We start from the raw sequence: 26,387 nt of genomic DNA, 5'->3' as shown, positions 1-26,387 counted from the left end.
GAAACATGCTATTATATTTTAGTCTGAGAGATTTCTTAGAGGATTCTTGTATCGTTAGGGGGGAAAATCATGCGCGTAAACATCACATTAGAGTGCACTTCTTGTAAAGAACGCAACTACTTATCAAACAAAAACAAACGTAACAATCCTGATCGTTTGGAAAAGAAAAAATATTGCCCACGTGAAAGAAAAGTTACTTTACACCGCGAAACAAAATAATACTATTTAAGAAGTTCGCAAACGCTGATAACCAAGGCGTTTGCGAACTTCTTTTTTTCAGACATTTTGCAATGATAGCTGCTGCATTTTTATTTCCCTCTTTACACAACCACTCCCCTATTTTCACTTATTTGCTTTGAACTTTTGAACCAACTTTTTCTTTGAAGCGACGTATAAATAACTTTTAATGTATAATGAAAAAAAGAAACTAATGTTCAACAAAGGCGGCACATAGAACGTGAACCAGCTTTTTCTTCTAGCTGTCCTTTCAATATACTTTGAGTACCAGCCGCCCCTTTCATGCTATACTGCCTATAGGAGGTGAACCCATGCTTGGCAATTTTACGTATCTACCTAGTAACTATCGTCTGTTTTATGGCGCTTTTCTTTTTGCTCTTATTGGAAATATGCTTTTCATTTTCATCAAACACCCTGCTTGGACCTTTAGCCTACCGACGGTGATTGTCCTCTTCTTAATAAATGTCTTCTTTTGGAAAAAATACAAGAAGAAACTTATTCCTTGCGCAACAGATGCACTGTTTTATGTTCTGCTCTTCCTCTTGGTATTTCACAATCACTAACATAATGCTTCTTTTGATACTAATTGTTTCTCTTTCCCCTATTTCGTCATAACAAAGGAGTGTTGATGCGATGGAGATTTCCCATATCACGTTGATCGTACAGAATTTAGCAAAGACGACAACGATGCTGGAAACATTGTTTGAAGCAGAGGAAATTTATGATAGCCGAGACCAGTCTCATTCTTACTTCCCAGAAAAATTCTTTTTGATCGATGGCTTATGGCTTGCTGTTATGGAGGATACCTCCCAGAAGCTGCCGAAAACGTATAACCATATTGCCTTTAAAATCGATCCAATTCAAATCGATTCCTTGATTACGCGCATCCAAGGACTAGGATTGAAGATTGAAAAAGATCGTTCTCGTATCAAAGGCGAAGGTGCTTCTATTTATTTTTACGACGATGACAACCATTTGTTTGAACTGCATACTGGTACGTTGGCTGAACGATTGCACCATTACCGTCTGACAGAAATTAAGTAATCTTCATTGCTCGCAACTGCATGGACTGTTATGTAAAGAATTCCCACATGAAAGGAAGAAAAAAATGAAACTAGATATGGTCGGTATTATCACAAAGAACATGGAACAGGCACTGGCTTTTTATCAAGTACTTGGCTTCACGCCATTAGGTCAGCACTCAGAAGATTATATGGAATTAGCAAATGATGGTGTTCGCATCTCCTTGAATAGTCGCAAAATGGTTGCCGGGATCTACGGACATCCACCAATGACTGTGGGTGATACGATTGAATTAGCCTTTTTATGTGATTCCCCTGAAGAAGTTGATGCCCTTCATGCAAAAGTCGTAGCTGCCGGGTATCAGTCTTTCAAAGAACCCTGGTCTGCCTTTTGGGGGCAACGCTATGCCATCGTCAAAGATATAGACGGCAATCTCTTAAGTTTGTTTGCAACGCTACCTGCCGAAAATTGATCCATAAAGCGACAGTCGATCCAATGGATCGGCTGTTTTTTTAATCATTCCGGCGGGTAAAAAGACAAAATCCCGTTTTAATGTCCAATCGAATTCTGACAATCTGAATTGAATGTATTTCTTATAAACCAACGTTTCTCCTCAATTAGAAACGAAAATAATATCTCTATAAAAAAACAAATTAACCCATCCGCTCCTGTTCGCTTGACAAAAAAGAACAAACGTTCGTATAATCTCGGTAAGGAGTGATAAAAATGGGTGGTTTTAATTATGCGCTCGAGCCAAAACGCGATATCTTATTTATCGATGTTAAAAGTTTTTATGCTTCTGTCGAATGCATCTCGCGCGGATTAGACCCTATCCAAGCGATGCTGGTCGTCATGTCTCATTCTGACAATACTGGAAATGGCTTAATCTTAGCGGCTTCCCCCAAGGCAAAATCGGCATTAGGAATCTCAAACGTGACTCGCAATGACAATCTGCCGACGCATCCCGATTTATACAAAGCATCGCCACGTATGAGTTTTTATATCAAAGAAAATACCAAAGTCAATAATGTCTTTCGCAAATATGTTGGACAAGACGACTTACTGATCTATTCAATTGACGAAACGATGATGGATCTGACCCGTACACTGGATCTTTTCATTCCCGATAAAACCATTTCTCGCGAAGAAAAACGATGGCTGATTGCCCAGCAAATTCAAAAAGACATTTACGAAACAACGAAATTGTATGTCACCATCGGTATTGGCGACAACCCTTTGTTAGCAAAATTGGCTTTGGATAACGAATCCAAACACAACCGTTCCTTGATTGCCGAATGGACCTACGAAGATGTACCGACAAAAGTTTGGCAAATCGCCCCTATGACGGAGTTTTGGGGAATCGGTCGACGCACAGAAAAACGACTTCACTTGATGGGGATTGAAACGATCGAACAATTGGCTCATGCCAGTCCTGATCTTTTGCGCAGCCGCATGGGGATCATTGGTGAGCAGCTCTACCATCACGCTCACGGCATTGATCGCACGATTTTATCTGAACCGACACCGCAGGTCATGGAAAAAAGTTATGGCAACAGTCAGGTCCTGCACCGCAATTATTACTTGCAAGAAGAAATCGAGATCGTCATCAAGGAAATGGCGGAGCAAGTTGCCGCCCGAATTCGCCGCCATCATTGTCAGACCGCTTGTATCAATGTTTACATCGGCGTAGCCTTTGGGGAAACTGCCTCTGGTTTTTCCCGGCAAATGAAGATCCCACCAACCGACAATACCCGCAAGCTTGTTGCTCATTGCCTGTTTCTCTTTCGAAAATTTTATACCGGGCAAGTCGTTCGCCACATTGGTATTACCTATTCAAAATTGGTTTATACAGAAAATGTTCAGTTGGATCTTTTTGAGCAAGCAGAAACGCAGTTGCGCCAACGTAAATTAGATTTGATCATCGATAAGATTCGTGAAAAATACGGCTTCACTTCGATCGTTCACGCCACAAGCCGGATGGAAGGTGCTCGTGCCATTGCCCGTAGCAAATTAGTTGGTGGTCATGCTGGTGGTCTAGATGGGATTGCCAACATAGGACCTGTCCATCAGCAAACGGAGAAAGAATCGATAGCTAATGGTTCGCAAACGACAGTTACATAAATTTGTTTCTTTCTTTTGTGATCACAATTCTTAAGATAACATTAACAAATGGTCTATTTTTTAAAGATTTATGTAATTTCGATTCATTCATCTCCCCCTTTGTTCCTTTCTAAGGTACTTTAATAGCAAGGAGTGTGAGCAGATGAAAATTGACAAAATCGAATACAAACGAGTCATCAATGGTGCAGGACACCTTGAGTACGATTTGCTGCAATATGTAGAAAAGAATCGGGCGACTGCTGCACAAAACCTGAAACAGTCTGAGATCGATTACCTTCTGGAAAAAGACATTCAGCATCGGATCATTCAACATGCTCGTAAAAGTTTTTTTGGCGATACGATCGTTTTAAAAGATGAATATGCCGAAGATTATCTTTTATTGAAAAAGTATACGGATATGTTCCAAGAATCATTCTAAAAAAACGCAGAACCAGCTGGTTCTGCGTTTTTCTTATTCTTCGAAATGTTCTTGATAAACGTCATCAACCGTTTGATTTGGGTCGATCACGATATACAGACTCTTCGTTTTTTCACTGATTTTTGTTGATTGGTATACATTATCCAATCCTTCCGTATCTTTGTCCTTGTATGGGAAATACACAAGATCCGGTGTACCGTTACGGTAAAGAATTTCCATCCGTTCAATATCTTCATATTTCAACGCACGAGCAAACATCCCTAATTCAAGTCCGCCTAAGTTGATGTCATGTGTTGCCACATGATCGCCTTCTTGGAAGATTTCAATTTTGAACCCAGCACATGGATGAATCTCAACAAATTCACTTCCGTGGATACGGCCAAAACTGGTCGTGATTTGTTTGATCCACAAGTCACCGATGTAACGGCGCTCGATCGTCCATGTTTCTCCATTACGGAAATAAAATTTTAAAGCTTTCATTTCTCTAGCCATGACAAAACGCTCCTTTTTATTAATAATACATTTTAATTCTAACACATAGTCGCTACTGGGACACAAATTAACTTTGGTTTTCGTTGACTTTTTTCATAAACCGAGAGATTTCCACCGCCGCTCGTTGATGAGTCCCTTTGGCAATGAGTTGTTGAGACCCATCGGTCACCTGATAATCAAACTGGAATCCTTGTTCTTTTTCCCATTGGACAAAAACAGTGATTGTTGCTCCGACTGGGGAAGGTTTTAAATGATCGATCGAAAACTTTGTACCCACGGTAGTAAACCCTTTATCTAAAGTAGGCTCAAGTGCTTCCCAACAGGTGTTTTCCACCATTGCTACCAGTCGAGGGGTTGCTAAAACTGCCAAGCCCCCAGAACCCATAACAGCCGCAGTGTCTTGAAGGTCAACGAGAAAGTCTTTTTTACTTTCCATTCTTCAGTTATCCCTCCTTCGCTAAATATGCTTGGGCAAATGCCAACAGTGCTTCTTTCTCATTAGGAACTTTCCGTGTGATGACTGCAGCTTCGGCAGCAGCCAAGACTTCTTTGAGCCACGGCCCAGAAGAACGATCAACTGTCTGCAGCAAATCGCGTCCATTGATCGCCAGCTCCTTCAAAGAATGGATCGGTAGTTGCTGATACCGCTGACTGATTTTTGCAGGATCATTGGGCAGCTTGTCATAACGCAATAATCCCTCGGCTAAATAGGTCGCTTCGAGACCGAACTGATACAACAGCAGATCGTTCCATTCGCCGTTTCGACGCATTAGCAGTGCTTGATAGACCGTTTGTACTTGGCGGATGCAGTCATTGGAACATTTCCAAGCTTTTAAAAAGCTGCGGACTGCCTCAGGAGCTAAACCGATTTGGTCAATGAGCAAAACCCAAGCAGCCGTTTCGGTTTCTAAAGGAATCGCGGGCAAGTCTGCCATCCGCAACAACGCTTCGCCATATTCCCGTAAGCCTGGGCAGTAGATATAGCATTCGGTTTCTACGAAAGCCTGTAATGCTTGATTACGATGATTGCCTAACAGTAATTTGACGAATTCAATCATGATCCGTTCAACAGAGATTTTTCCTAACAAGGCATGATTCGCATGGATAGCAGCCAACGTTTCTTTTTCCAAAACAAAGCCTAATTGGCTGACAAAACGTAGCCCCCGCATCATTCGCAGCGCATCCTCATGAAACCGTTCCTGTGGGTGACCCACTGCTCGTAAAATTTGATTTTCGATATCTGCAAGTCCATCGAAAAGATCAATGATGACCCCATCTTCTTGAAGTGCCAATGCATTGATGGTAAAATCCCGCCGCTTTAGATCTTCTTTCAAGGAACGGACAAAATCGACTTTGTCAGGTCTACGATAATCCTGATAGGCGGCTTCGGTTCGAAACGTGGTAATCTCATATTGCGCCTGCTCCCACAAGACCAGCACCGTCCCATGCTCGATACCAATGTCAATGGTTCGAGGAAAAAGCGCCTTGATCTCGGCTGGAAATGCACTGGTAGCAATATCGACATCATGGATCGGCTGGCCTAAGATCGTATCCCGCACGCTGCCGCCAACGAAGTAGGCTTCATAGCCTGCGGCTTCGATTTTTTTTAGGAGTGGTGCAGCTTCTGCAAATTCTTTTGGTAGTTTAGTCAGCTTCATGTACTTTCCCATCTTTTCTTTCAAAACGATACGCATCCCGCTGATTGAATTTTGCCATATTTTCCTCAAACACTTCAGTCAGGTCGATGTCTAGTGAATTAGCCATGATCATCGTCACAAAGAGTACATCACCGAGTTCTTCTGCCACGGTCTTTTCAACTTCATCGCTTTTTTTATTTTTTTCCCCGTAATAGTGATTCACTTCTCGCGCCAATTCGCCAACTTCTTCGGTCAAACGAGCCATTTGGGCGAGGGGGCTGAAATAGCCAGTTTTAAATTGTTGAATATAGGCATCGACTTCTTCTTGCATCGATGCCAAAGAACGTTTTTCTGTCATCTTCTTCACCCTTTCTCGTTTATCTTACCAAAAGAATGGCTGCCTGCCTAGATAGAGCCCCCTCAGGATTTGTTGTACATTCAATGATTTCGTGCTACATTGATACTTGTGGAAGTTGAATAACGGAGGAAACAGGATGCGGGCATTTTTTTCATGGCGAACGATTCGCGACATTGTTTTGATTATTTTCGGTACGAGTATTTATGGCTTCGGTCTAGTCTATCTAAATATCCCAAATGATTTAGCAGAAGGCGGTGTGACAGGGATTACCTTGATCCTGCGAGCCTTATGGGGCATCAATCCTGCCATTAGTACGTTGATCTTAAATATTCCGATCATTTTGATCGGTGGCAAAATTCTTGGTCGACGCTCATTAGTGTATACGATTTTAGGAACCTTTGGTTTGTCTTTTTGGTTGGCCTTTTGGCAGAGTGTTCCCCTGTTGATCGATCTACAGCACGATCTACTGATCGTCGCACTCTTAGCCGGTTTGATTGCAGGAATCGGTAGTGGGATCGTCTACAAAGTTGGTGGAACAACAGGTGGCGTCGATGTATTGGCACGTATTTTAGAGAAAAACTTTGGGGTGACGATCGGGCGGTCGCTTTTGATCTTTGATGTGTTCGTCCTGTTGCTTTCTTTGACCTATATAGATTTGAACCGCATGATGTATACGTTGATTTTTTCTTATGTCTTCACGCGTGTGATCGATTCGATCCTAGACGGCGGCTATTCAGCGAAAGGGATCTTAGTGATCAGCAATCACAGCGAAGAGATGGCTCCTGTTTTAATGGATGAATTAGAACGCGGTGTCACGTTTTTACAGGGCGAAGGGGCTTACTCAAGAGTATCGAAACAAATCATTTATATGGTGGTCAGTGGACGGGAGATTTCTGAAGTCAAGCGCATCGTTCATGACTTTGATCCGCAAGCGTTTGTTTCGGTCATCAATGTCCATGAAGTCGAAGGCGAAGGCTTTACCTATTTAAGGCCTAAGTCGCGGTTCTTACAGCGCAAAACCGCTGTTTCTAAAACAAAATAATGACATAAAAAAAGCAGCCCCGATTAAAGGACTGCTTTTTGCTTGTTAACGGCTTTCTTCTTTTTGCTGGAGCAAGTGCCGATTTACTTCATCGGAAAGTTCTAAGAAGGCATCACGATCCCCGTTTTCCAATGCTCGATCGATCTGCCGATACAAGGTATCGATTTTGGTTTTTGCTTCTTCTTTTTCAAGGTACTGGGTAACATGTTGGGTCATTTCTTGATCCAAGTGGTCGTTCCACCGTTCATAGGGATTGTCTTCCAGAACAGCTAAATATAGGGATTGCGACCAAGAATCTGGGAAGAGACATTCAAGATACAACGGTTGTTTCCAATTCATGCGAATCTCATGAAAAATCTGATCAATGTCATAAAAGGTCTGTTCCTCGATACTCAAGACAAAGGGTTCGCCTCCAATTTCCGTACTGCGGACACTTAACCCTCGTTTGGCTGCAGCGGCCCCTTCTACAAAATGAACATTGGTCAAGATCGCTTCATGATTCGCCAGATAGTTCAACACCCAAGAGACTTCACGACGACTGAAGGAAACGGTCGAAACTAACCAATTAAGAAACTTTTTCTTTTCTTGTACATTGACGTTCATTTCTCTCACCTATCTTTCTAATAAGTCCTCCACGATCGACTGTACTTCTAAATCACCTGGCTCGTGTGCCAAATAATGTTGCAGCAAATGAAGTGCTTCAGACAAACGTCCTTCTTCACGTAAGAAAATGCCGTATTCCTTCATAAACGCTGGTTCATGGTGCAAATCAACATTGGCTGCTTCGTAATATTTTGCTGCTTTGTCAAAATCTTCTAACGCATTGAAGGCTTGCGCCAGATTCCATAGAGCGTGAGGCTGTTCATTGTCTTCCATTCGCTCGATCGCCAAGATCGCTTCTTGCCAACGCTCTTCGTTCAAGTATAAATTACTTAAGGTCAGCAAGGTATCCTCTTCTTTTTCACCAGTTTCCAGTGCTTTAAGTAAAAATGATTCGGCTGCTTCACTGTCATGAAGTCGGTAAGCATTCTCGGCAGCAAAATGATAGAAATCTACTTGATATGGATCTTCATGAATTCCTTCCTCGATCACACGTTGCGCTTCTTCCAGCTGCTCTTCTTCTTGCAATGCTTCAGCCAAATAGAGATACAAGGCCCGGTATTGGGGATTCATGACCCGCAACTGCTGCAAGTAGCGTATCGCTTGTTCATTTTCCTTCAGCTGCAAATAGACTAAAGCTGTTTGAAAGAGACGCTCATCCGTCTGTTCGTCTTCTAAGCTTGCTTCAAAGTATTCTAACGCCTCTTCAAACTTACCTGCCATACTCAATGAAGTCCCGGTCCGTTCAACGATTGAGATCCCTGAAATATCCGTAATTTCTTCTTCCAACAATCCTTGATAAAGGTCAACAGCTTCTTGATAGCGATCCGTTGAAAAAGCTAACTCAGCTAAGGCAAAGCGAATCAAGGGTTCCTCTGGCACAAGGCTTTGCGCTTCTTTTAATTTGGCTTCACTGACTTCCGGGATACCGATCAGTTGATAGAGATCCGCACTCAATAACAAGGCTTGCAGATACGCTTCACTCGTTGGTGGTATTTGATCGATATAGGCAAAGGCCGTTTCGATCTGGTCTTCTTCCATCGCAATTTCTGCTAAAGGAAGCAGCAAAGCTTCATTTTCAGGATGCCGCTGCTGCAGGGTTTCAAATAACGTTTTTGCCTCTTCTAAAAAACCGATCTGCAATAATTCATCGCCCAAAGCGCCGAGTGTTTCATCATCATCTTTTTGCAGTGCTTCGGTAAAATTCAATTGTGCTTCTGCCAACTCTTCTGCGGCTAGTGCTTTTAACATTTTTTCACTATAAGTTTCCATCTAGACCCCTCGAATCTCATTGATTAATCGCTGATAAGTCTCCATCGTCTGGACAAGATCTTTTTCCTCGATTTCTGTTCTGCCCCCTATTGTACCAACTTTTGCCAAAAATAACAGTTTTTTTTCTTTTTGCTGCAATTCTAGTACATGGCTGAAATACTCGCTTAAGGAAAAAGATTCGGGCAATTCGATAGGAAAGCCTAATCGGGTAAGCCATTGGCAAAACACCGGCAGATCGACAGTCAACTGTTGCTGCTGGACTGTCCAAATAAAATGAAACAAAAAGCCAAAGAACAATTTCATCGCATCAGACAGTAAGTGACCATTTTCCGTTCGATAAGCAGCATCGGCAAAGAGTTGCCCAAACTCCTCCAATTCGCCGCCCGACTGCTGATACAATTGGATCAGCTGATTGGTATATGCTGCCAATGAGTGTCTCATCAACGCCTGATGACTGGGATACGTTCGATAAAGCTCTTTTAAAAAATCGCTATCGGCAAGCACGCCACCACGGATCAGGGTCAAAAAGTCCACCAGTTTCCCATCGATCTGCTTTTCGGCAATCGTCTGATCGAAAATAACAAATTGTGGTGTGTTAGGGTTTTCCAACATCGGGATATCTGGCTTTTTCACAACGATCGCTGTTTCTTTGACACTTTTAGCTAAAGCCCGCAAGGAGACGGGAATCAGCCAAAGCTTTGTCGTTAGAACCGAAGTCGCATGGATAAAACTGCTCAGTGCCAATACACCTTCATTCCCAAATCCGACGATCAACAAGGACTCTTGCTTAGAAAAGCGACCGAAGAAATCCATTGCGGCCTTAAATTCGCTAAAGTTGTTGCAATACATTTGGTTGGTACAAATATACCAATTGACCTCGCGCGGCAAAAACAGGCGTGTTACTTTTTCTGAAAAGCGGTCATAATAACGCTGATTCGTCAAAATGATCACCTGCTGCGGCTCGATCGACTGTTCTTTCATGACCGATGCCAGTGTTTCACCGTAAGAAATCTGAGTTTCTTGCTCATTTCTGTAAAAAACAGCTTCCATCGGCTCACTCCTTTGTTGCTACTACTTACTATTATAGCAAGAAGCCGCTGAAACACCTACTAAATCGCTAACCATTAGGAAGTATTTTTCGCCGATTTGTCCCATCTTTCTATGCCAAAAAGCAAAAAACATGATTTCCTGTTATTACAAAGGAAACCATGTTTTTTTCTAAACCAAAAGCGAGTAAAGTGATTGATTTTGCTGAAGGTTGATATAGTTTTGGTCAAACTGTTCAATTCGTGACAGTAATGCGGGTAGATCTTTTTTGTGTTTCAACAAGATTCCCAGCATTACTGGTCCTGTTCCACGATTGATTTTTTTCGTATATTCAAACCTCGTGATATCATCATCAGGCCCTAATACATGGCTAACAAATTCCTTCAACGCACCGGGACGTTGCGGGAAGTTGACGATAAAATAATGTTTCAATCCTTGATAAATCAGTGATTTCTCTTCGATCTCAGCCATGCGGGAACTATCATTGTTGCCGCCACTCACAATACAGACGACTGTTTTGCCTTTGATTTGCTCTTTGATCAGATCCAAAGCTGCCACACTCAAGGCACCAGCTGGTTCAGCGACGATCGCTTGTTTGCTGTATAATTCTAAAATCGTTTGGCAGATTGCACCTTCTTCCACCGTTACCAATTGATCCACGTAGCGTTTGGCATGGGCATAGGTTTGAGCTCCGACTTGTTTGACTGCCGCACCATCCACAAAGGTTTCAATATGCTCTAAAGCCACTGGTCCTTGGTGATCAAAGGCTGCTTGCATCGAGGCTGCCCCTACAGGTTCTGCTCCAACAACTTTTATCTTCGGTTGCTTTTCTTTCAAATAGGCTGCGGTTCCGCTGATCAAGCCACCACCGCCAATGGCAGCCACCACCAAATCGATCGTTACTTGTTTCTTTTCAGCATCAGCCAACATTTCCACGGCTACTGTTCCTTGTCCTGCGATAATATTGGGATCATCAAAAGGAGCAATGAAAGCCATTTGTTCTTCTTTGGCAAATTGTTTGGCAGCCTGCGCCGCCGCATCAAAGGTATCTCCCACCAATTCGATCTTGACGTAGTCACCGCCGAAAAAGAGGACTTGCGCGATTTTTTGTTGCGGGGTCGTTGTCGGCATGAAAATGACCGCATGGATCTGCTGTTCTTGACAGGTATAAGCAACGCCTTGGGCATGATTCCCAGCACTGGCACAGACAACCCCACGACTGGTCTGTACAGGATCTGCCTGGGTGATCGCATAGTAGGCACCTCGTAATTTGAAGGAGCGGACTTTTTGCAAGTCCTCTCGTTTCAATAAAACCGTCGCTTGGTATTTTTCAGATAAAAAGCGATCATATTGCAGCGGTGTATGACTAACTGCTCCCCGCAGTCGCTCGTAGGCTTGTTCGATTGCAGAAACTGTCATCAACAAACGCGTCCCCCCTAATCTTTCGCAACAAACGGCATCATTTTCCGTAATTCGCTACCGACTTTTTCAATTTGATGGTTGCCGTTTTCTTCACGCATTTTATGGAATTCAGGGAAGCCATTTTGATTATCCTCAATGAATCCTTTCGCGAATTGACCATTTTGGATATCTGTCAATACGGCTTTCATGTTCTCTTTAGCTTGCGCGGTGATCACCCGTGCACCGGAAACGTAATCGCCATACTCTGCCGTATTTGAGATCGAATGACGCATTTTTTTGAAGCCTCCTTCATAAATCAAGTCAACGATCAGTTTCAATTCATGACAAACTTCAAAATACGCCAATTCCGGTTGGTACCCGGCTTCTACCAATGTTTCAAAGCCAGCTTCGATCATACTGGTCAAACCGCCACAAAGTACGGCTTGTTCCCCAAAAAGATCGGTTTCGGTCTCTTCTTTAAAGGTGGTTTCCAAAACACCGACCCGTGTGGCACCAATGCCTTTTGCATAAGATAAAGCTGTCGCTTGTGCGTTGCCAGTTGCATCTTGATAGACTGCAAACAAGGCTGGCACCGCAAACCCTTCGGTAAAGGTTCGACGCACCAAGTGGCCCGGTCCTTTAGGCGCAACTAGAAACACATCCACCTCTTTTGGCGGCTCGATCACATCAAAATGAATATTGAAACCATGCGCAAATGCTAATGCATTGCCGGCAGAAAGATTCGGTTCGATCTCATTTTTATACAACGATCCTTGGATCTCATCGGGTGCCAAGATCATGACTACGTCCGCTTTTTGTGTGGCTTTGGCTACTGGAAAGACCTCGAACCCGTCGTTTCTTGCGGCTTCTGCTGACTTTCCTTCACGAATGCCGATAAAGACTTCATGGCCTGTGTCCCGTAAATTTTGCGCATGGGCGTGCCCTTGAGAGCCATAGCCGATGATCGCAATCTTCTTGTCTCCTAGATTATCTGTAACTTCCTCGTTGTAATATACTTTTACCATACTTGTTTCCTCCGAATTCTTTCTTTATTTTAAGCAATTCAAAATTGCACTTACCCTCTTGTAAAACCCGTGACCCCTGTTCGTGCCAACTGTTTGATCCCGTAGGGACGCAAAACTTCGATGCATGCTTCTACCTTTTTTGTATCGCCGGCAACTTGCACAACGATCGTTTTCAGTGCGACATCGACAATGTGCGCTCGAAACGGATCGATCACTGCTTGGATCTCCGAGCGGCTGGTAGTTGGTGCATTGACTTTGATCAGCACCAGCTCCCGTTCGATATGAGGAATTTCTGTGATATCAGAAACCTTCAAGACATCGATCTGTTTGTTCAGATGCTTAGTCACTTGTTCTGTTTCTGCCAAATCGTTCACGTTGACAATGATCGTCATTCGTGAAAATTCTGGCCGTTCCGTTGTGCCGACAGAGATACTCTCGATATTGACCTGTCGGCGGTTTAAGACACTCGTAATGCGGCTCAAAACACCTGCTTCATTATGAACGATTGCTGCTAATACCCGTTTCATCTCCTTAGACCCCCATCATTTCATGATTGGCTTTCCCCGGTGGAATCATCGGCAGCACGTGCTCTGAGGGCGAGACCATTACTTCGATCAGCTGCGGTCCTGATTGAGAAAAAGCTGCTGCCAATTGATCTGCCAGTTGCTCTGGGGCATCGATCCGACAGCCTTCGATGCCGTAAGCTTGTGCCAGTTTAACAAAATCAGGTTGTTGTGCAAAAACAGAGGCAGAGCGTCGTTTGCCATGGAATGTTTCTTGCCATTGACGGACCATTCCTAACGAACGATTGTTCAATAAAACAAATTTGACATTCAAGCCATACTCATTCAAAATCGCAAATTCTTGGTTCGTCATTTGAAATCCACCATCGCCAACAAACACCACGACCATTTTTTCTGGATGAGCAAATTGGGCACCAATTCCCGCAGGGATCCCATAGCCCATCGTGCCCAGTCCGCCACTGGTAATCAATTGTTTAGGAAAGCGAAACGGATAATACTGCGCGACCCACATTTGATGTTGCCCAACATCGGTAATGACGTAAGCCTCTCCTTTGGTCAAACGTCCTACTTCTTCGATGACCTTTTGCGGTTTGATTTCTTGTGTCTGGGTGCGATCATAGCGATAAGGTTTTTCCTTTTTCCGTTTTTGGCATAGATCCAACCAGTCAGACCATGTTCCTCTTGTTGGCTTATAGCGCAGCATTTGTTGCAAAGCAGCCTTGGCATCGCCAACGATTGGGATCTTAGTTTCTACGATCTTGCCGATCTCTACTGGGTCGATATCGATATGAGCAACGATCGCCTGCTTGCCGAACTGACTGCCGGCCGTTGCTAAACGATCATCGAAGCGAGAGCCGATATTGATAATCAAATCGGCTTCCGATAAAGCCATGTTCGCCGCATAGGTGCCATGCATACCGCCCATGCCCAAGAAAAATTGATGATCACTTGGCAGCAAGCCTAAGCCGAGCAACGTTGTGACTGTCGGCAACTTGTACTTGGCAATAAATGCATTTAGTTCAGCCGCAGCTTCGGCAGCGATCACGCCTGCACCCGCCAGTACTACTGGTCGCTGTGCTTTTTCTAGAACTTGCATCAATTTTTCGATTTGCAGACGAGATGGCTCTGCAGTCGGTTGATAGCTTTTCCTTGTGATCGGCAACGAGCAGGTTTCGGCGGTTTCTTGTAGGGTAATATCTTTCGGAAGGTCGATGACAACTGGGCCCTTACGACCAGTTGAAGCGATGTGAAAGGCTTCAGCGATCACTTTCGGCAACTCATCGACACAGCGGACTTGGTAGTTGTATTTCGTGATCGGCAACGTGATACCTAGAATATCCGCTTCTTGAAAAGCATCTTTGCCAATTCCTGGTACCGCCACTTGCCCCGTGATAACCACCAACGGTACGGAATCACTCATGGCATCGGCAATGCCCGTAACAACATTCGTAGCACCTGGTCCGCTAGTCACTAAAACGACCCCCACATTACCAGTAGCTTTGGCATAGCCTTCAGCGGCGTGGATCGCCCCTTGCTCGTGACGCGTCAAAATATTTGGAATCGCTGCATCATATAATTGGTCATATAACGGTAAGACGGCGCCACCCGGATAGCCAAAGATCATCTCGACGCCTTGCTCTTGCAGGCTGTCCACTAACACTTGCGCGCCAGTCCTTAGATGCGATGCTTGATACTCGATATTTTCCATTGCTACTCCTCCTCATCAGGTACTCGCATAATCCCGCCCGTATTCGCAGAGGTCACTAAAGCGGTATAACGTGCAAGCCAGCCTTTCTTCACTTTCGAACGAAACTTTGGTCGTTCTTGCGCACGCGTGGCAAGTTCTTCTTCTGAAACTTGCAGATTTAGCGTCCGATTTGGCAAATCAATTATGATTTCATCACCGTCGTTGACTAGCCCTAGTGGGCCCCCGGCTGCAGCTTCTGGCGAAATATGGCCAACCGCGATTCCTCGGGTCGCTCCTGAAAAGCGGCCATCGGTGATCAAGGCGACATCTTTGCCTAACCCACGACCAACGATACTTGAGGTAGGCGCCAGCATTTCTGGCATACCTGGTCCTCCTTTTGGACCCTCATAGCGGATCACTACAACATGTCCTTTTTGTACGGTATGGTTGTCGATGGCAGCAACTGCTTCATCATGAGAATCAAAACAGATCGCTTTCCCTTTGAATACTTGGACACTTGGATCGACCCCACCGACCTTGATGACACTGCCTTCTGGGGCGATATTGCCGTACAAGATCGATAGACCGCCCACAGGACTATACGGGTTTTCTTTGGGATGAATGACTTCTTCGTTGTGGATCTTCGCTTCAGCGACATTTTCTCGTAACGTCTTACCGGTAACAGTCGGTCGATCGGGATGAATCGCTCCCTCGATATCACAAAGCTCCCTTATGATTGCCGAAACGCCGCCAGCTTCATGGACATCGTGCATCGAATAGGCTGATGATGGCGCGATTTTTGAGAGATAAGGCACTCTTTTAGCGATTTCATTGACCCGTCTTAAGTCATAGTCGATCTCTGCTTCATTGGCGATCGCTAAGGTATGCAGCACTGTGTTGGTGGAACCCCCCATCGCCATGTCTAAAGCGAAGGCATCATCAATAGCTTCTTTGGTCACGATGTCGCGAGGCTTGACTTGTTTTTCAACAAGATCCATCAACTTAAAGGCGGCTTGTCTAACTAGTTCTCGTCGCTCTTGAGACACAGCGAGGATCGTGCCATTGCCTGGCATTGCCAATCCTAAGATTTCTAAGAGGCAATTCATCGAGTTGGCAGTAAACATCCCTGCGCAGGAGCCGCAAGTCGGACAGGCATTTTGTTCCATAAACTCAAAATCTTCTTTTGTCATATTCCCCGTCTTGTACGTCCCAACGGCTTCAAACATGGAAGATAAGGTTATTTGATGTCCCCGAGGATCAATGCCGGCTTTCATCGGACCGCCGGAACAAAAGATTCCTGGTACGTTGGTCCGCATCGCTGCTAAAATCATGCCAGGAGTGATCTTGTCACAATTTGGGATATAAAATACGCCGTCAAACCAGTGGGCATTGATGACGGTTTCTGCAGAATCAGCGATCAATTCTCGGCTAGGTAGCGAATAACGCATGCCAATATGTCCCATCGCAATGCCATCATCCACGCCGATTGTATTGAACTCAAAAGGGATGCCGCCAGCTTCACGAATCGCTTCTTTAGCGATATCTGCTAACTCCCGTAAATGCACATGTCCGGGTACGATATCGATATAGGAATTACATATCGCGATAAATGGTTTGTTCATATCATGGATATTTTTAACTTGTCCTGTGGCATAGAGCAGACTCCTAGCTGGCGCTGCATCGATCCCTTTTTTAATTTGATCACTTCTCACACTCATCATCTCCTGCATTTTGGAATAAAAAAAAGCATCCCGGTTATAAAAAACTGGGATGCTTTGCCAGAATCCCATTTTACTTACGCAAATAGGACTCAAACAAACGGATAATTTTTGCTTCCGTGTTCTAAGTCCTGGTATCAATAATAATGACTAATAAATATTGATTAAAATTACGCATAGAAAATGGCTCCTTCATTAGAAATAGTAACGTTCTTGTAATTGTTTACCAATATACCCTTTGGAAAAACACTTGTCAACGAATTTTCTGAATTTTTTTTCAATAATGACAATTCTATCCAGACTATTCTAACATTGGATGTCATTTAATCGGTCTCCCCTTTTCGTTAAGATCTCTTTTGTATCAAGGTTGATTATATCCAAAAGTGAGTAAGCATTGGCGCTAAGTGTTTTTTTTAGATCAAAAGAAAAACACACTATTATTTTGAATTTTCTGACAATAAAATGTGATTGCTTACTTTCCAGATGACAACCGCATGGCAACAACCAATATTTAAGCAAAAGAAAAAACCCTTGATTACTCAAGGGTTTCTACAAGACTCAATTATTTCACTGCGTCTTTAAGAGCTTTACCTGGTTTGAATGCAGGTACTTTGCTAGCAGGGATCTTGATTTCTTCACCAGTTTGTGGGTTGCGTCCTTTGCGTTCTGCACGAGAACGAACTTCAAAGTTACCAAAGCCGATCAATTGAACTTTTTCACCGTTAGCTAAAGCGTCTTGAATTGTTGAGAATACAGCGTCTACTGCTGCAGTTGCGTCTTTCTTAGTTAAGTCAGTAGCTGCTGCAACTTTTTCGATTAATTCTGCTTTATTTGCCATGGATGGTTTCACCTCCTGATATTTTTTTTGATGTCATGCATCAACAAAAATCTTGAGTGGTCCAAGGTTTTTGTCAAATATTGATTACCATCAATATTCTGATATAACGTTATCATAAGAACCTTGTAATATCAAGGATTTTAACGTTTTTAGGGGGTTTTTTTTTGGTTTTTTCCCATTTTTCTAGAAAAGGACAGATTTCTTTGTAAAAAGAAACAAAGTATGATAAAATCTCTATTTTCTTCTGCGAGGAATGATCCGAATCGGCGTTCCTTCAAAAGTGAATGCCTTGCGGATTTGATTTTCTAAAAAACGTGCATAAGAGAAATGCATCAGTTCTTCTTCGTTGACAAAAATAACAAAAGTTGGCGGTTTGACAGCTACTTGCGTCGCATAAAAAATCTTCAAACGTTTGCCTTTGTCTGTTGGTGTTGGGTTGATCGCCACAGCGTCCATAATGACGTCATTCAACAACGCAGATGGAATACGCATGTTTTGATTCATGCTGACTTCTTCAATCAATTGCGGCAGCTTATTCAAGCGCTGCTTCGTCACTGCGGAAACAAAAATGATTGGCGCGTAATCCAAATATTGGAATTCATCTCTGATCTCTTCTTCAAAATCACGCATCGTATTCGTTTCTTTTTTCAATGTATCCCATTTATTGACAACGATAATGATTCCACGGCCTGCTTCATGGGCATAGCCAGCGATCCGTTTGTCTTGCTCGCGAATTCCTTCTTCGGCGTTCAAGACCATCAAGACGACGTCTGAGCGTTCAATGGCCCGCATTGCTCGCATGACACTGTATTTTTCAGTAGATTCGTAGACCTTCCCTTTTTTACGCATGCCGGCGGTATCGATCATGGTAAATTCTTGACCGCTTTCGCTAGTAAAATGGGTATCGATCGCATCACGAGTCGTTCCTTCGATATCTGAAACGATCACTCGCTCTTCTCCAAGAATCGCATTGATCAAAGAGGATTTCCCGACGTTTGGTCGACCGATCAAACTAAACTTGATGATGGAATCGTCTTCTTCTTCCGCTTCATTGGTGAAGTGTTTGACTGCTTCATCAAGAACATCACCGATCCCTAATCCATGACTTCCTGAGATCGGGTATGGATCGCCCAGACCTAAACCATAGAATTCATAGATATCGTTACGCATCTCGGGATTATCAACTTTGTTGACCGCTAAAATCACGGGTTTGTTGCTTTTGTATAACAAACGAGCCACAAGCTCGTCCGCATCTGTTACTCCTTCACGAGCACTCGTAATAAAAACAATGACATCTGCTTCATCGATGGCGATTTCTGCTTGATGCTTGATTTGATCCATAAACGGCTCATCACTTAAATCGATCCCACCTGTATCGATTACGCTAAACTCACGGCCTAGCCATTCGCCAGTGGCATAAATACGATCTCTGGTCACTCCTGGAGTATCCTCAACGATCGAAATTCGTTCTCCAGCTATCCGGTTGAAAATGGTCGATTTCCCCACATTCGGACGTCCAACGATCGCTATTGTTGGATTTGACATTTTTTACCCTCCATTTAAAAAAGCAGTCCTTGTACGCTGCTTCTTGTATTCAATCTTACTTAGTTTACCTAAAGCCATGGAAAGTTGCAAGCTTTCCCGGCAAACAAAAAATCAGCTTATAACAAATTCAAACATCGAATCGTTATAAGCTGATGGCATACAATTACTCTTCGTCGCTGTCTTTTAAGGCATCGCCTAAGATATCACCCATGGTAAACCCGGTTGATTCTTCTGGCAATTGATAATCATCCTCTGAAACTTCTTGTGTTTCATTGGTGTTTTCGGCTTTTTCTAATGCTTTGATGCTTAATGCGATTCGGTGTTCTGAAGGGTTCACTTCGAGCACTTTCACTTGCACTTCATCGCCTTCTTGTAAGACTTCATGTGGTGTCGCAATGTGTTTATGGGAGATTTGTGAAATATGGATCAGCCCTTCAACACCTGGGAAGACTTCCACAAACGCACCGAAGCTTGTCAAACGTTTAACAGTCCCAGTTAAGACACTGCCAACAGCCGCTTGTTCTTCGATATTGGTCCAAGGTCCAGGCAATGTGTCTTTGATTGAAAGAGACACACGTTCTTTGTCTGCATCAACAGATAAGATACGGACGTTGACGGTATCGCCAACAGACAAAACGTCACTCGGTTTGCCCACATGCCCATGTGAAATTTCAGAGACATGGACAAGTCCATCGATGCCGCCTAGGTCTACGAAGGCACCAAAATCAGTCAAACGAGCTACTTTTCCTTCTACTTCTTGTCCTTCATATAAATCAGCTAATAACGCTTCTTTTTGTTTTGCTTTTTCTGCTTCAACAACAGCTTTATGAGAAAGGATCAAGCGGTTTTCAGAAGGCTCGATCTCAACGATTTTAAAGGTCAATGTTTTCCCTTTGTAATCTTCAAAATCCGCAACAAAATGATCTTCGACCATTGATGCCGGAACAAAACCACGAACACCTACATCAACCACTAACCCGCCTTTAACGACGTTGGTGACTGGTGCTTCGATGATTTTTCCTTCTTGGAAATCTTTTTCGATATCTTCCCAAACTTTTTTCGCATCTAAGCGACGTTTAGAAAGGAGATAGCTGCCGTTTTCTTTGTCTTTACCAATTGCTGAAATCACAACTAATTCTAAGACATCCCCTACTTTGACTGCTTCGTTGATGTCTTCAACAGGTAAAGTCGATAATTCTTTTGCAGGAACAACGCCTTCAACGCCGGCGCCTTCGATCCCTACGATCGCTTGTTTATCCTCAATGGCTAATACCTCGCCTTTAACGATATCTCCAACTTTTACTTCTTGGAAATTGTCTAAAGCGGCTTCCATTGATTCATTTCCACTCTCAACCTGATTATTTTCAAATTCTGTCATCTCTCATGTCCTCCTAACCAACAATTCTGCAATAATTGCACTACATCTTTTAGTTTAAAATAGAATGAAAAAAAAATAAAGCGATTTCTCTTATTTTCCTAAAAAACTACGGTTTTTTCGTTGAAAAAGTCTTTTCACGTCTGTTTTCTTGCTTGCTTTCATCTTTTTCGTAGGAAAAATAAAAAAACAATGGGGAACACCCACTGTTTTCGTTAGTTGATCTTTTCTTGGATCGTTTTTTTGATTGCTTCTACGACTTGCTCGATCGTTAAACCGGAGGTGTCGATTCGAACGGCATCTGTTGCTTGTTTCAGAGGCGAGACTTCCCGATGGGAATCCAAATAATCTCTTTGCTGGATCTCTTCTTTCAAGGTCTCATAATCGGTACCGATCCCTTTTTTCTGATTTTCTTTGAAACGGCGCTGCGCCCGTTCTTCCACACTTGCTACCAGAAAAATCTTGACTTCTGCTTGTGGTAAAACCGCCGTACCAATATCGCGGCCATCCATCACGACACCGCCATCTTTAGCGATCATCTGCTGTTGTTGGACGAGTTTTTCGCGGATCGCAGGGTATGCCGACACCTTCGAAACTGCGTTGGTTACTTCTGGCTGACGGATCGCTTCTGTGACTTGCTCTCCTCCTGCAAAGACCTCTTGACCGTGTTCAGTTGGTTCAAAAGTGATGGGGTATTGATCGATCAAAGCAGCGATCGCCGTTTCATCCTCTAGTGAACAGCCGCTTTTTAAAGCCAAATACGTGATGCTGCGATACATGGCACCGGTATCTGTATAAATAAACCCTAAATCATTGGCAATGATTTTTGCCACTGTGCTTTTTCCCGATGACGCAGGACCATCAATAGCGATGTTGATTTTTTTCATTTTTCTTACTCCTCGTTTCCCAACGATGTGTATTCCTTCATCGTTTCTGCTTATCGTTCACCTTGGCTTCTTCCTACCAAGAAAAAAAACCGCCAAAGCGGTTTTTTATTTAATTCGTAATGTGTCGCCAGGGTATAGCATGTAGTTGTTTGGATCAATCCCATTTAATTGATATAGGGTTTCAACTGAGATGCCTGTACGGGCTGCCACTTGTTCAGGACCTTCACCTGCTTGCACCGTCGTATATTCCTCGGTACCAGTCGCTCCTTGCCCTTGATTATTTTGCGTAGTGTCTTGTCCTGCATTGTTTTCTTGTTGAGCCGGCTCACTACTACTTGATGGCGTCGTTGAAGCTGGTGCAGAACTGCTACTGCTTGATGAAGAACTTGATTCACTTGTTGACGAACTCGTTTCCCTTGTCGATTCAGTAGTGGATGATTCCGTTGTTGATGACTCGGTTGTCGAAGATTCTGTCGTACTTTCTACTGTACTGCTTGAACTTGCTGCGGTCGGGGCATCACTGTTATGATTCAATACCCAAATACCGGCACCAACCGGAATTGCCACGATCAAGAAAAGCAAAACTAAAACGATCGTCAAAAAGAGTGAATTCCCACGCTTTTGTTTTCTTTGTTGGGATCTTGATGCAGAATCATCGTATTCTGTATCATAGATTGGTTGTTCCCACGGTTCTTGATTTTCTGAATTGTAGTCATTGTCTTTCTTGCTCACTCGTATTCCCTCCTAGTTTCCTTCCGATGTATTATACCATAGGTAAATAAAAACTGTCCTGCAAAATACGATTCAATTTATATCTTTAAAAATTTTTATTAAACGTTCTTGCCAATGAAGGATGACTTTTTTTTCTAAAAGCTCTTCTTCTACTGCCAATTCGATCCCGTCATTGTCGCAACAATAAGGATTCTGTTGCACTTCTTCTCCAAAATGCGCCAATAAAAACTGACGGCGGCAACCGGCAAAATGAATATAAGCCAACATTTTTTGTAATTGTTCTTGCTTTTGCTGTTCGTTTTGTTTTAGCGTTTCCAGCCAAAACGCAGCCCCCAACTCCTTCATCTTCTGCTGCCATTTTTCTTGCAGCGGTGTCAAGGGTTCTTTCCTCTTTTCCTGAACCATTCGTTCTAAAGCACGGCGTTCTTCTTTGTTTTCTCGCTGAAAGAAGTAGTGGATCTGCTCATCGTGTTCCTGATAAAGCAAGATCGCACTGCTTTGTTTGCCATCGCGGCCTGCTCGACCGATTTCCTGACTGTAGTTTTCCAGCGAATCAGGCAAGTCATAATGGATCACAAAACGAATATCTTCTTTATTGATCCCCATCCCAAACGCATTGGTTGCGACGAGCAATTTTAATTTATTCTGAGAAAACTGCTGCTGCAACGTTTTTCTTTGATCACTCGCTAAACCACCATGATAATAACCTACCGAATAGCGCTGACGCAGTTTATTATAGACTTCTTCGACTTTGCTTCTTGTGGAACAGTAAATGATCCCAGCCCCGCCTAAGCGGCTGAGATAGTCTGCTAATGCCGCATCTTTGTCTGTTGTTTGCTCTACGAACAAGCCGATATTGCTGCGGTTCATCGAATAACGATAGACATTGGCGTTCTTTGCTAACAACACCTGTCGAATATCTGCTTCCACTTGTGCCGTAGCAGTAGCCGTCAAAGCTAATGTGACGGGTGTCTTCAAGCGTTTTTTTACTTCACCAAGCTGCAAGTACTCTGGTCGAAAATCAATGCCCCATTGGGAAACACAATGAGCTTCATCCACCACGAGCATAGCGATCTTAGCTTGTTCGAGTTGTTGCAAAATGGCTTCTTGCACGATCATTTCTGGACTTAAAAACAAAAATTTGTACTTCTGCAAGTGCTGCATCACGTAGTGACGATCGGCAAGGTCCAGTTGACTATTAAATGCAATCGCGCGTTTTTCCCCTTGCTTTTGTAAGCCATAGACTTGATCTTCCATTAAAGAAACAAGCGGTGAGATAATGATCACGATGCCATCTATGAGGTACCCTGGTAGCTGATAACAGAGACTTTTGCCATTCCCGGTAGGCAGAATCGCTAACGTATCTTGCTGCGCTAAAACACTTTCGATGACTTCTTTTTGTCCTTGACGAAATGTTTTGAAGCCAAAGTACTGATTCAGTGCGTTTTCTAACATCGAATCCCCCGTTTCTGAGCAATCTGTAACAAACGGATCGTCAAAAAATCTGTCGCCAGAAGTTCCTGTAATTCTTGATAGCTGTTTTTCCAAGAAGTTACTGGCAGCTTATTCAGCAACGCTGTATCAAAGCGCTGATAAGGAAATGTCGGATCAAGCAGTGCCCATTCAATCAAATGATCATTAACGGTTCCTCGTTTGATCCTTCTTTTTTCCATGATCTGCTCAACAGAAGCTCCTTGCAAGAATAATGCACGACTTTCCAGCATACTTTGATTCAGATTCCTATTTAGAAAAGGCGATAATCCTTGAAACAGTACCATCTGCGGCTCTTTTTCGACCAGGGCTAAAAATTGATGGATCGCAGCTCCTACATAAAGATTGTCCCAAGGCTTACCTTGTACAGATTCTGGCAAAAGTTGGAAAAACGCCTGCCCAAGAAGATCAGGACCAGATAAGGTGCCCGCTAAAAAATCTGCAACTTCTGCGGGAAGCTGGTCAAAAACTGCCGAAAGTTCTCGATGAGTGATCTTTTTGATTTCAGGGTATTGATGGATCAGTCGACGCACAGGTTCTGTATATAAGGGCGTGTTCTCAACAGGAATATACTGATTAGTCACCCCTTGATATGCAGCTGCTTGAACCAACAGTCGGACAAAACGCCAAGCCTCCTCCGTCGTTCGTCCATACCGAAAATAATCCATCTGATGCAACAACATTTCTCTGGACTGCTCATAATTTGCAACGGTCCTTTTGAGCAGCAGACCATCTGAATCCCGACTTAACATCCCTTGTTGGATCAAGTCAGCGATCGTCTGTTGATACTCCCACTCATTCAACTGTGGCATCGCTTGAAAAAGACCTAAGCGATCATAAAAAAAGGCATAACTCAAAACAGAGCTAGTACGCTTTCCAATGAGAATTTGATAAAGTGTCGATGGGCGTAGCTTGTCAGTATCAGAAAACAGCGCTAAAATAAAAGAATCCATATCTTCCCTCCAGAAAGGACTAAAAAATGTCACAACGCTGTAAAATTGTTCCTGAGCGCTGCATTGCTTGTGGCCTATGTGCGATCTATGCCCCCGAGATCTTCGATTATGATGAAGATGGGATCGTTTTATTTGCCCAAGAACCGAGTGCTCGGCAACAGTTTATCATAGAAGAACAACAAGAAAAAGTCAAAACTGCTTATCGCAAATGCCCTACCCGTGCGATTATCATGGAAAAATAAAAAAGCCGACCTGCCATTGACAGACCTTTCGTCTGCAACAGCAAGTCGGCTCATTTTTTATTTTCCTATAGCAGAATGATGGGGCTGCTTACGAGCCAACCATGGCAGCAGTTTGGCATGTAGTGCTAAAAAGACGGCACTGACGATTGCGCCTTTAACCAAATTAAAAGGTAAGATCCCGATCGCCACATATTGCGGCAAAGACATTCCTAAAAATTGATCGGCTGTGACCCCGAAAAAGCGTAGGTAAAGCGGTGTGATCACAAATAGGTTCGCCACACTCATAAAAATCGTTACCGACAAGATACCGCTGATGACACCAACCATTTTGTTTTTGGTGTGGATACCTTTGCGGAAAAAGTAGTACATTGGTAAAGTAAAGGCACATGATGCTAAAAAGCTTGCCGTATCCCCCACCATATCAGCAGGTGAAAAACCAGATAAGAACAAATGTAGGACCGAACGAATGAAGGCAGTCACTACCCCACTCCAAGGACCAAATAAAAACATCATGATCATCACGGGAATATCACTAAAATCGATCTTTAGAAAGCTGAATGCCGGAAAAATTGGAAAAGCGATAAATTGCAAAATTGTTCCCATAGCAGCACACATGGCGATTGTCACCATTTTTCTTGTTTTGTTGTTCATCAGTATAAATCCTCCTAAGTTCAGGATTCCTCTTCAAACGAACCTATTAAATTTCCTCGGCTTTCTTGTCGGCGCCAGACAAAAAATGCCCTCTTTTTTCCACAGGGAAAAAAGAGGGCATTCGAAATAGCCATAAGCAAATCAAATACGCTCTATCTTCTTTATCCAGACTGTACTGTCGGTATCGGAATTTCACCGATTCAGCTATTTCCGAAGAAATAGGTCGTGGACTATAACCACCGGTCGGGAATTGCACCCTGCCCCTGAAGACGAACCTTTATTCTATTTATTACATGTTCTATTATACACAAAATCTAAAAATTAACAATAGTTACGTTTTCAGATACTTTTCAACTATTTTGCACTATTTTTCAGCTGGCTGACTTCTTTCTTCGACAATTCTCGGTATTCCCCTGGACGAAGTCCTTTCAGATCTAACGGACCATAGTTTTCCCGTTTTAGTTTTTGCACAGGCAAACCAACTGCTTTTAGCATGTTTTTGACTTGATGGTTGCGACCTTCGTGGATCGTCAATTGCACAATACTAGATTGCGCTGTTTGGTCTGTCGATAAGATTTCAAAGCGAGCAGGTGCCGTCTTACGGCCTTCGATCCGAATCCCTTTTGTCAATGGGAGCAGCTGCTTTTTATCCGCAATGCCTTTGACCTTGGCAACATACACTTTGTCGACTTCGTGTTTTGGATGCATCAGTGTCTGTGATAATTCCCCATCATTTGTCAGGAGCAGTAAACCGGAGGTATCATAGTCCAAGCGTCCGACTGGATACACTCGTTCAGGCACTTCAGCAAAATAATCCAAAACGACTTTGCGCTTTTTATCATCCGTAACAGCTGAAATCACGCCACGAGGTTTGTAGAACAAATAATAGACGTGTTGTTCTTGTTCGATCGGTATGCCATCGACTTCAACGACGTCTTTTGAACTGACTTGGACCCCTAATTCTTTGATTACTTGTCCATTAACTCGCACTCGGCCTTCGGTTATCAATCCTTCAGCTTTTCTTCTTGAGGTGATGCCGGCATGGGCAATCACTTTTTGCAAACGTTCCAT

At 43.3% G+C, this 26,387-nt stretch carries 28 protein-coding genes and 1 riboswitch; of the genes, 7 read left to right on the top strand and 21 right to left on the bottom strand.

Going from position 1 to position 26,387, the window contains the following annotated elements:
• Window positions 1-69 precede the first annotated feature (69 nt).
• The 5 genes from rpmG to IGI78_RS05595 all read left to right on the top strand — a co-directional run bounded on the left by rpmG (window position 70) and on the right by IGI78_RS05595 (window position 3,799).
• Window positions 70-219, top strand: coding sequence for a 50S ribosomal protein L33 (gene rpmG / locus IGI78_RS05615; protein WP_005229384.1), 150 nt, complete (start codon window positions 70-72; stop codon window positions 217-219).
• A 651-nt stretch (window positions 220-870) separates the two neighbouring features.
• The gene (fosX, locus tag IGI78_RS05610) at window positions 871-1,281 is read left to right on the top strand and encodes a FosX/FosE/FosI family fosfomycin resistance hydrolase (RefSeq protein WP_081118778.1); all 411 of its coding nucleotides are present in this window, start codon (window positions 871-873) and stop codon (window positions 1,279-1,281) included.
• A 64-nt stretch (window positions 1,282-1,345) separates the two neighbouring features.
• Window positions 1,346-1,732 (top strand): VOC family protein, encoded by a 387-nt coding sequence (locus IGI78_RS05605; protein WP_077452634.1) that lies wholly within the window; start codon window positions 1,346-1,348, stop codon window positions 1,730-1,732.
• A gap of 254 nt (window positions 1,733-1,986) precedes the next feature.
• Window positions 1,987-3,381, top strand: a complete 1,395-nt coding sequence (locus tag IGI78_RS05600) for a Y-family DNA polymerase (protein ID WP_081118779.1) — start codon at window positions 1,987-1,989, stop codon at window positions 3,379-3,381.
• A gap of 142 nt (window positions 3,382-3,523) precedes the next feature.
• Window positions 3,524-3,799, top strand: coding sequence for a hypothetical protein (locus IGI78_RS05595; RefSeq protein ID WP_074933093.1), 276 nt, complete (start codon window positions 3,524-3,526; stop codon window positions 3,797-3,799).
• A 33-nt stretch (window positions 3,800-3,832) separates the two neighbouring features.
• Here IGI78_RS05595 and IGI78_RS05590 read toward each other — a convergent pair whose 3' ends face one another.
• The 4 genes from IGI78_RS05590 to IGI78_RS05575 form a co-directional block, all read right to left on the bottom strand.
• Window positions 3,833-4,291 (bottom strand): hypothetical protein, encoded by a 459-nt coding sequence (locus tag IGI78_RS05590; RefSeq protein WP_008381061.1) that lies wholly within the window; start codon window positions 4,289-4,291, stop codon window positions 3,833-3,835.
• Window positions 4,292-4,358: 67 nt separating this feature from the next.
• The gene (locus tag IGI78_RS05585; RefSeq protein WP_077452636.1) at window positions 4,359-4,727 is read right to left on the bottom strand and encodes a thioesterase family protein; all 369 of its coding nucleotides are present in this window, start codon (window positions 4,725-4,727) and stop codon (window positions 4,359-4,361) included.
• A gap of 7 nt (window positions 4,728-4,734) precedes the next feature.
• Complete coding sequence (locus IGI78_RS05580) at window positions 4,735-5,949, bottom strand: CCA tRNA nucleotidyltransferase (RefSeq protein WP_081118780.1); 1,215 nt, start codon at window positions 5,947-5,949, stop codon at window positions 4,735-4,737.
• Window positions 5,936-6,286 carry a nucleotide pyrophosphohydrolase gene (locus IGI78_RS05575; RefSeq protein WP_016621021.1) on the bottom strand — a complete coding sequence of 117 codons (351 nt, stop codon included), beginning with the start codon at window positions 6,284-6,286 and terminating at the stop codon, window positions 5,936-5,938. The genes IGI78_RS05580 and IGI78_RS05575 overlap by 14 nt, the downstream gene beginning before the upstream one ends.
• Window positions 6,287-6,422: 136 nt before the next feature.
• Between IGI78_RS05575 and IGI78_RS05570 the strand changes: the two genes are divergently transcribed.
• On the top strand, window positions 6,423-7,328 hold the full coding sequence (locus IGI78_RS05570) for a YitT family protein (RefSeq protein WP_010749295.1): 906 nt from the start codon (window positions 6,423-6,425) through the stop codon (window positions 7,326-7,328).
• Window positions 7,329-7,373: 45 nt separating this feature from the next.
• Here the strand turns inward: IGI78_RS05570 and IGI78_RS05565 are convergent, their stop codons facing one another.
• From IGI78_RS05565 to IGI78_RS05495, 15 genes are all read right to left on the bottom strand, one after another.
• Window positions 7,374-7,931 carry a YpiB family protein gene (locus IGI78_RS05565; RefSeq protein ID WP_081118781.1) on the bottom strand — a complete coding sequence of 186 codons (558 nt, stop codon included), beginning with the start codon at window positions 7,929-7,931 and terminating at the stop codon, window positions 7,374-7,376.
• 9 nt (window positions 7,932-7,940) lie between these two features.
• The gene (locus IGI78_RS05560; RefSeq protein ID WP_081118782.1) at window positions 7,941-9,200 is read right to left on the bottom strand and encodes a tetratricopeptide repeat protein; all 1,260 of its coding nucleotides are present in this window, start codon (window positions 9,198-9,200) and stop codon (window positions 7,941-7,943) included.
• Entirely contained in the window at window positions 9,201-10,250 is a 1,050-nt protein-coding gene (locus tag IGI78_RS05555) for a hypothetical protein (protein WP_081118783.1), read from the bottom strand.
• A gap of 168 nt (window positions 10,251-10,418) precedes the next feature.
• Window positions 10,419-11,666, bottom strand: coding sequence for a threonine ammonia-lyase IlvA (gene ilvA / locus IGI78_RS05550; protein WP_081118821.1), 1,248 nt, complete (start codon window positions 11,664-11,666; stop codon window positions 10,419-10,421).
• A gap of 17 nt (window positions 11,667-11,683) precedes the next feature.
• Window positions 11,684-12,673, bottom strand: coding sequence for a ketol-acid reductoisomerase (gene ilvC / locus IGI78_RS05545; protein WP_081118784.1), 990 nt, complete (start codon window positions 12,671-12,673; stop codon window positions 11,684-11,686).
• Between the two features lie 50 nt (window positions 12,674-12,723).
• Window positions 12,724-13,200 (bottom strand): acetolactate synthase small subunit, encoded by a 477-nt coding sequence (gene ilvN / locus IGI78_RS05540; RefSeq protein WP_077452643.1) that lies wholly within the window; start codon window positions 13,198-13,200, stop codon window positions 12,724-12,726.
• Window positions 13,201-13,204: 4 nt separating this feature from the next.
• On the bottom strand, window positions 13,205-14,905 hold the full coding sequence (gene ilvB / locus IGI78_RS05535) for a biosynthetic-type acetolactate synthase large subunit (protein ID WP_081118785.1): 1,701 nt from the start codon (window positions 14,903-14,905) through the stop codon (window positions 13,205-13,207).
• A gap of 2 nt (window positions 14,906-14,907) precedes the next feature.
• The gene (gene ilvD / locus IGI78_RS05530; RefSeq protein ID WP_096742425.1) at window positions 14,908-16,596 is read right to left on the bottom strand and encodes a dihydroxy-acid dehydratase; all 1,689 of its coding nucleotides are present in this window, start codon (window positions 16,594-16,596) and stop codon (window positions 14,908-14,910) included.
• A 568-nt stretch (window positions 16,597-17,164) separates the two neighbouring features.
• A complete protein-coding gene (locus IGI78_RS05525; protein ID WP_003126821.1) occupies window positions 17,165-17,440 on the bottom strand; it encodes an HU family DNA-binding protein in 276 nt (91 codons plus the stop codon).
• Window positions 17,441-17,674: 234 nt separating this feature from the next.
• Window positions 17,675-18,985: a ribosome biogenesis GTPase Der gene (gene der, locus IGI78_RS05520; protein ID WP_005237082.1), complete on the bottom strand. Its 1,311-nt coding sequence runs from the start codon at window positions 18,983-18,985 to the stop codon at window positions 17,675-17,677.
• Between the two features lie 163 nt (window positions 18,986-19,148).
• Window positions 19,149-20,363 (bottom strand): 30S ribosomal protein S1, encoded by a 1,215-nt coding sequence (rpsA, locus tag IGI78_RS05515; RefSeq protein ID WP_005229333.1) that lies wholly within the window; start codon window positions 20,361-20,363, stop codon window positions 19,149-19,151.
• 212 nt (window positions 20,364-20,575) lie between these two features.
• The gene (cmk, locus tag IGI78_RS05510) at window positions 20,576-21,247 is read right to left on the bottom strand and encodes a (d)CMP kinase (protein ID WP_081118787.1); all 672 of its coding nucleotides are present in this window, start codon (window positions 21,245-21,247) and stop codon (window positions 20,576-20,578) included.
• A 105-nt stretch (window positions 21,248-21,352) separates the two neighbouring features.
• The gene (locus tag IGI78_RS05505; protein WP_077452647.1) at window positions 21,353-21,979 is read right to left on the bottom strand and encodes an SAG1386/EF1546 family surface-associated protein; all 627 of its coding nucleotides are present in this window, start codon (window positions 21,977-21,979) and stop codon (window positions 21,353-21,355) included.
• A gap of 72 nt (window positions 21,980-22,051) precedes the next feature.
• Window positions 22,052-23,434 carry a RecQ family ATP-dependent DNA helicase gene (locus IGI78_RS05500; protein ID WP_081118788.1) on the bottom strand — a complete coding sequence of 461 codons (1,383 nt, stop codon included), beginning with the start codon at window positions 23,432-23,434 and terminating at the stop codon, window positions 22,052-22,054.
• Window positions 23,428-24,423: a helix-turn-helix domain-containing protein gene (locus IGI78_RS05495; protein WP_081118789.1), complete on the bottom strand. Its 996-nt coding sequence runs from the start codon at window positions 24,421-24,423 to the stop codon at window positions 23,428-23,430. The genes IGI78_RS05500 and IGI78_RS05495 overlap by 7 nt, the downstream gene beginning before the upstream one ends.
• A 26-nt stretch (window positions 24,424-24,449) precedes the next feature.
• On the opposite strand from IGI78_RS05495, the gene IGI78_RS05490 reads away from it, so the two are divergent.
• On the top strand, window positions 24,450-24,665 hold the full coding sequence (locus tag IGI78_RS05490; RefSeq protein WP_077452650.1) for a ferredoxin: 216 nt from the start codon (window positions 24,450-24,452) through the stop codon (window positions 24,663-24,665).
• 57 nt (window positions 24,666-24,722) lie between these two features.
• Here IGI78_RS05490 and IGI78_RS05485 read toward each other — a convergent pair whose 3' ends face one another.
• Window positions 24,723-25,316 carry an ECF transporter S component gene (locus IGI78_RS05485; protein WP_016613081.1) on the bottom strand — a complete coding sequence of 198 codons (594 nt, stop codon included), beginning with the start codon at window positions 25,314-25,316 and terminating at the stop codon, window positions 24,723-24,725.
• A 150-nt stretch (window positions 25,317-25,466) separates the two neighbouring features.
• A riboswitch (FMN riboswitch) is annotated at window positions 25,467-25,591 on the bottom strand.
• Window positions 25,592-25,670: 79 nt separating this feature from the next.
• Entirely contained in the window at window positions 25,671-26,387 is a 717-nt protein-coding gene (locus IGI78_RS05480; protein ID WP_077452651.1) for a pseudouridine synthase, read from the bottom strand.

This window comes from Enterococcus sp. DIV1767 (assembly GCF_050542585.1).
Classification (GTDB): Bacteria; Bacillota; Bacilli; order Lactobacillales; family Enterococcaceae; genus Enterococcus_D; species Enterococcus_D innesii.
Note: the sequence above shows the minus strand (reverse complement) of the source record. Positions and strands in the feature narration are given on the sequence as shown.

Bases quoted from the DNA above. Each gene is read 5' to 3' on its own strand.
- rpmG (WP_005229384.1), top strand. From the start codon at position 70: ATGCGCGTAAACATCACATTAGAGTGCACTTCTTGTAAAGAACGCAAC.
- fosX (WP_081118778.1), top strand. From the start codon at position 871: ATGGAGATTTCCCATATCACGTTGATCGTACAGAATTTAGCAAAGACG.
- IGI78_RS05605 (WP_077452634.1), top strand. From the start codon at position 1,346: ATGAAACTAGATATGGTCGGTATTATCACAAAGAACATGGAACAGGCA.
- IGI78_RS05600 (WP_081118779.1), top strand. From the start codon at position 1,987: ATGGGTGGTTTTAATTATGCGCTCGAGCCAAAACGCGATATCTTATTT.
- IGI78_RS05595 (WP_074933093.1), top strand. From the start codon at position 3,524: ATGAAAATTGACAAAATCGAATACAAACGAGTCATCAATGGTGCAGGA.
- IGI78_RS05590 (WP_008381061.1), bottom strand. From the start codon at position 4,291: ATGGCTAGAGAAATGAAAGCTTTAAAATTTTATTTCCGTAATGGAGAA.
- IGI78_RS05585 (WP_077452636.1), bottom strand. From the start codon at position 4,727: ATGGAAAGTAAAAAAGACTTTCTCGTTGACCTTCAAGACACTGCGGCT.
- IGI78_RS05580 (WP_081118780.1), bottom strand. From the start codon at position 5,949: ATGAAGCTGACTAAACTACCAAAAGAATTTGCAGAAGCTGCACCACTC.
- IGI78_RS05575 (WP_016621021.1), bottom strand. From the start codon at position 6,286: ATGACAGAAAAACGTTCTTTGGCATCGATGCAAGAAGAAGTCGATGCC.
- IGI78_RS05570 (WP_010749295.1), top strand. From the start codon at position 6,423: ATGCGGGCATTTTTTTCATGGCGAACGATTCGCGACATTGTTTTGATT.
- IGI78_RS05565 (WP_081118781.1), bottom strand. From the start codon at position 7,931: ATGAACGTCAATGTACAAGAAAAGAAAAAGTTTCTTAATTGGTTAGTT.
- IGI78_RS05560 (WP_081118782.1), bottom strand. From the start codon at position 9,200: ATGGAAACTTATAGTGAAAAAATGTTAAAAGCACTAGCCGCAGAAGAG.
- IGI78_RS05555 (WP_081118783.1), bottom strand. From the start codon at position 10,250: ATGGAAGCTGTTTTTTACAGAAATGAGCAAGAAACTCAGATTTCTTAC.
- ilvA (WP_081118821.1), bottom strand. From the start codon at position 11,666: ATGACAGTTTCTGCAATCGAACAAGCCTACGAGCGACTGCGGGGAGCA.
- ilvC (WP_081118784.1), bottom strand. From the start codon at position 12,673: ATGGTAAAAGTATATTACAACGAGGAAGTTACAGATAATCTAGGAGAC.
- ilvN (WP_077452643.1), bottom strand. From the start codon at position 13,200: ATGAAACGGGTATTAGCAGCAATCGTTCATAATGAAGCAGGTGTTTTG.
- ilvB (WP_081118785.1), bottom strand. From the start codon at position 14,905: ATGGAAAATATCGAGTATCAAGCATCGCATCTAAGGACTGGCGCGCAA.
- IGI78_RS05525 (WP_003126821.1), bottom strand. From the start codon at position 17,440: ATGGCAAATAAAGCAGAATTAATCGAAAAAGTTGCAGCAGCTACTGAC.
- der (WP_005237082.1), bottom strand. From the start codon at position 18,985: ATGTCAAATCCAACAATAGCGATCGTTGGACGTCCGAATGTGGGGAAA.
- rpsA (WP_005229333.1), bottom strand. From the start codon at position 20,363: ATGACAGAATTTGAAAATAATCAGGTTGAGAGTGGAAATGAATCAATG.
- cmk (WP_081118787.1), bottom strand. From the start codon at position 21,247: ATGAAAAAAATCAACATCGCTATTGATGGTCCTGCGTCATCGGGAAAA.
- IGI78_RS05500 (WP_081118788.1), bottom strand. From the start codon at position 23,434: ATGTTAGAAAACGCACTGAATCAGTACTTTGGCTTCAAAACATTTCGT.
- IGI78_RS05495 (WP_081118789.1), bottom strand. From the start codon at position 24,423: ATGGATTCTTTTATTTTAGCGCTGTTTTCTGATACTGACAAGCTACGC.
- IGI78_RS05490 (WP_077452650.1), top strand. From the start codon at position 24,450: ATGTCACAACGCTGTAAAATTGTTCCTGAGCGCTGCATTGCTTGTGGC.
- IGI78_RS05485 (WP_016613081.1), bottom strand. From the start codon at position 25,316: ATGAACAACAAAACAAGAAAAATGGTGACAATCGCCATGTGTGCTGCT.
- IGI78_RS05480 (WP_077452651.1), bottom strand. From the start codon at position 26,387: ATGGAACGTTTGCAAAAAGTGATTGCCCATGCCGGCATCACCTCAAGA.